Source organism: uncultured Oscillibacter sp. (assembly GCF_910587525.1).
Lineage (GTDB): Bacteria > Bacillota > Clostridia > Oscillospirales > Oscillospiraceae > Oscillibacter.
On the sequence record NZ_CAJULS010000187.1, the window covers coordinates 1 to 3,436 of the forward strand.

The 3,436-nt window shown below is 58.3% G+C and carries 5 protein-coding genes; 2 read left to right on the forward strand and 3 right to left on the reverse strand.

Annotated elements, in window-relative coordinates; translation table 11 throughout:
• On the reverse strand, window positions 1-901 hold a 901-nt coding region (locus tag QZ326_RS12060; protein ID WP_295745558.1), incomplete at its 3' end, for a glycosyltransferase.
• Between the two features lie 24 nt (window positions 902-925).
• Window positions 926-1,180: a TIGR03905 family TSCPD domain-containing protein gene (locus QZ326_RS12065; RefSeq protein WP_295745561.1), complete on the reverse strand. Its 255-nt coding sequence runs from the start codon at window positions 1,178-1,180 to the stop codon at window positions 926-928.
• A 165-nt stretch (window positions 1,181-1,345) separates the two neighbouring features.
• Here QZ326_RS12065 and QZ326_RS12070 point away from each other — a divergent pair, with 165 nt between their 5' ends.
• Together QZ326_RS12070 and QZ326_RS12075 are read left to right on the forward strand one after the other, a co-directional pair.
• Window positions 1,346-1,672 carry a PadR family transcriptional regulator gene (locus tag QZ326_RS12070; protein ID WP_295745563.1) on the forward strand — a complete coding sequence of 109 codons (327 nt, stop codon included), beginning with the start codon at window positions 1,346-1,348 and terminating at the stop codon, window positions 1,670-1,672.
• Entirely contained in the window at window positions 1,669-3,060 is a 1,392-nt protein-coding gene (locus QZ326_RS12075; RefSeq protein WP_295745565.1) for a DUF2812 domain-containing protein, read from the forward strand. The genes QZ326_RS12070 and QZ326_RS12075 overlap by 4 nt, the downstream gene beginning before the upstream one ends.
• A gap of 101 nt (window positions 3,061-3,161) precedes the next feature.
• On the opposite strand, the gene QZ326_RS12080 is transcribed toward QZ326_RS12075, so the two are convergent.
• On the reverse strand, window positions 3,162-3,436 hold a 275-nt coding region (locus QZ326_RS12080; protein ID WP_295745568.1), incomplete at its 5' end, for an RNA polymerase sigma factor.

The following is a 3,436-nucleotide window of genomic DNA, read 5'->3' on the forward strand; positions in this document are numbered from 1 at the left end:
CCGCGATGACGGGCACCAGGCCGCAGGCAAAGGCCTCCATGCAGCTCATGGCCTCTATCTCCGCGTCAGAGGTATGGACGTACAGATCCGCCATATGGAGGATCTCAATGAGCCGGGCGGGCTCGTAAAAGCCCATAATCACGGGATTGGGAAGCTTTTCCGCCAGGCGGCGGTACTTTTTCTCAAGGGGCCCTTTGCCTGGCAGAATCACCTGGATCTCCCTGGCGTGACAGCATTTCGCTGCGGCCTCAATCAACACATCCTGCCGCTTCTCTCCGGCGTACCGGCCCACCATGAGGATGTTGAAAAAGCCCTCCATCCACTCCTCCTTGGACCGCTTGCCGTAGGCGTACTCCGGGCTGATGCCGTTGGAGATCACGTGGAGCTGCGCAGTGTACCCGTGTTCGCGAAGCTGGTTTGCAATCATATTGCTGGGGCAGTGGATATGGGTGAATCGGTTGAAAAACGTATCCCGGAATTTACCGTACACAAAGTCGTTTATCCGGCGGCTGTTGCCCATATGGAGCGTAAAGGTGATGTTCTCCGGCTGGCAGTGAAAGGCCGCCGTGTGGGGAATACCGATCTTCTCCACATGCCGCAGGCCCATGATGGCCAGGGGCGAGGGCATCATGAAATGGACCACGTCCGCCCAGGCTGCCGCTTTTTCAAAAACATGCTTATTGGGAATGGCCAGACGCATTCCCTGGCTGGTGATCAGGTGCTCCACAATGGGGAAAAACCGCATCTGGCGCACCGCGTACTTGTAGTCCGCCGGCTTCCCGGTGGCGATGACCCGCACCTCGTTGCCGTGGGCCTTCAAGGCGGAGGCAAAGCGGCGGGCGCTGATGGTGGTGCCGTTGTTGGCGTCGTCAAACTGGTCGATGACCAATACGATCTTCATGGCCGCCTCCTGAACTTCCGGCCCTCAATTTTGGGCCAGAATCTTCTCCAGGCCCTGGGCCAGCTGGTCCGGGCAGGAGGTGGGCCGGGGGCCGCAGGAGATGCCCTTAAGCCGCTCCATTGCCTCCCGGGCCTTCATACCCTTTACCAGGGCGGCCAGCCCCTTGTGATTGCCGTCGCAGCCGCCCACGATCTGGAGATTTTGGATCACGCCCTGCTCGTCCACGTCCACGATGATCTCCCGGGCGCAGATACCCCGGGGGGTAAATGAATACGTCATGTCAAATCCCTCTTTTTAAAATATTATCTTAAGCAGTATACTACGATGTTTCCCAAAAGGCAAGAAAAAGACCCGGGCAAAAATTTTTCCTTGACAATATCGATATTCGATGATAAGCTGTGCATTAAGAACATCGATATTCGATAATTTTGGGAGAGTGAGACCATGGCCCGGGCAAAATTTCAGACTCTGACGGAGCAGATGTTCTACATTCTGCTGTGCCTGCGGACAGAGTGCTGCGGCACGGATGTGATGGAGCAGGTACGCCAATTGACGCGGGACCGGGTCACCGTGGGACCGGGGACACTGTACAGTCTGCTGGACAGCTTTCTCCATGCGGGGATGATTCGGGAGACGAAAGTGGAGGGCCGGAAGCGCAGCTATCTCATCACGGAAGCTGGACACAAGGCCCTGGAGGAGGAGTACCGCCGCCTGCAAATCCTGACAGCGGACTATGAGTCCTGCACCAACGAAAGGAGGCGTCTGGAGTGAAGAGCACAAAATACTGTATGGAAAACCTGTTCCTGTACGACTACAAACACGTGGAGGAGCACCTCTCCGCCATGGCCGCCAAGGGCTGGCGGCTGGAGAGCATCGGCGCGCGGCTGTGGAAATACCGCCGGGCAGAACCGGGGAAAGTCCGCTACGCCGTCACTTACATCCAGGACGCCTCCCAGTTCAACCCCGGCCCCACGGAGCGGCAGCAGACGCTGAAGGAGCTGTGTGCCGCCGCCGGTTGGGAGAAGGTGTGCGACTGGTTCCAGATGCAGATCTACTGCTCCGAGGCGGAGGACCCGGTCCCCCTGGAGACGGAGGAATCCGTCCGGCTGGAGACCGTCCACAGGTCCATGAAGCGGAACTACCTGCCTTCCAACACCGTCTTTCTAATCCTCTCCCTGGCGGTGTCCGTCTGGTTCGTCTGCACGCTGGCCGCTGATCCGCTCCGCATTCTGGAGAACAGCGCCTATCTGTTTATCGGCCCGCTGCTCTTCCTCCTGTCTGCAATCCTGTCCATCACCCTTGGGCTCTACTGGCGCTGGTACCGGCGGTCCTCCCGGTCCGTGGCCCAGGGCGGCCCCTGCGCCAGCCCCGGAAAACTCCAGTGGATCAACCGGGCGGCCTACGGCTTCCTGATCCCCTGGACGGGCCTGTACCTTCTGTCGCAGCTGGCGGCAGGTCAGAAGGGCCCGGTGATCTATTTCGCGGTCCATATGCTCCTCGTCTGCCTGCTGGTCTTCCTGCTGCGAAAAACCACGGCCCTCCTCCGGCGGATGAAAGCCTCCTGGGGGCTGAACCTCTTCCTCACTCTGCTGGCGGACGTGGTTCTGGCCATAGTGCTGGCGGGCGGGCTGAGCTATGCCGCCATCCACGGCGGCTGGTTTAGCGGAAACAACGGCGATACTTACATGTATCGCAGCGAGGAGTGGGACGTATCCCCCATAGACCTGCCTCTCACCATTTCTGACCTTACCGGGAGGGAATATGACCATATCCGGCGGTACGCGTACTCCCAGGGCTCCGTATTCGTGCTCCGGCGCAGCTGCCGGGAAACCGTTCTGACGGAAGACGAGAGGATCTGGCTCAGCTACAAAATCACTATGCCCCAAGGCTGGCTGTATGATATGGTCCTGCAAAACACCTTGGACCCTCAGGAAGAGACCTACTCCCATCGAATGGCCAGTTTCTCCTGGGTCTACACCTGGGAGGAGGTCCCCGCCGCCCCCTGGGACGCGGAGGCAGCTTACCGCCAGCTTCTGAACGGCGAACCCCGGGACACCTGGCTCCTGGTCTTCCCGGACCGGCTGGCGGAGTTCTCCCCGGAGTGGGACCTGACCCCAGAGCAGATGGCCCTGGCGGGGGATATCCTTAAAAACGCGTAGCAAAAAGCGGAGCGCTGCGCTCCGCTTTTACATCAGTAAAATTCCATTAGAGAACATTTAGCAGATACCCCCATATCCAAAGATATGAGGGTATCTCAATATCACCCAGCCCGATACTTTTCTATCTCGGCCTTTATCTTTTCTCTGGCCCGAATAACCGAGTGCCTGATTGACTGCGGCCTACAATGCTCCATCTCACCAATCTGGCGGTAGTTGAGGTCATACTCATGGTAGAGCAGAAACCGCCGCCGCTGGATTTCCGGGAGCGCGGCAATAGCTTTATTGAGCAGTTCCCGCTGCTCTGCATCAAAAATCAATTCCTCAACACTTTTGGGAACTCTGAACGCCCGCTTATAGAGTGTTTCATCCCACAAAT

Coding starts and splice junctions, on each gene's coding strand:
- QZ326_RS12065 (WP_295745561.1), bottom strand. CDS start 1,180: ATGACGTATTCATTTACCCCCCGGGGTATCTGCGCCCGGGAGATCATC.
- QZ326_RS12070 (WP_295745563.1), top strand. CDS start 1,346: ATGGCCCGGGCAAAATTTCAGACTCTGACGGAGCAGATGTTCTACATT.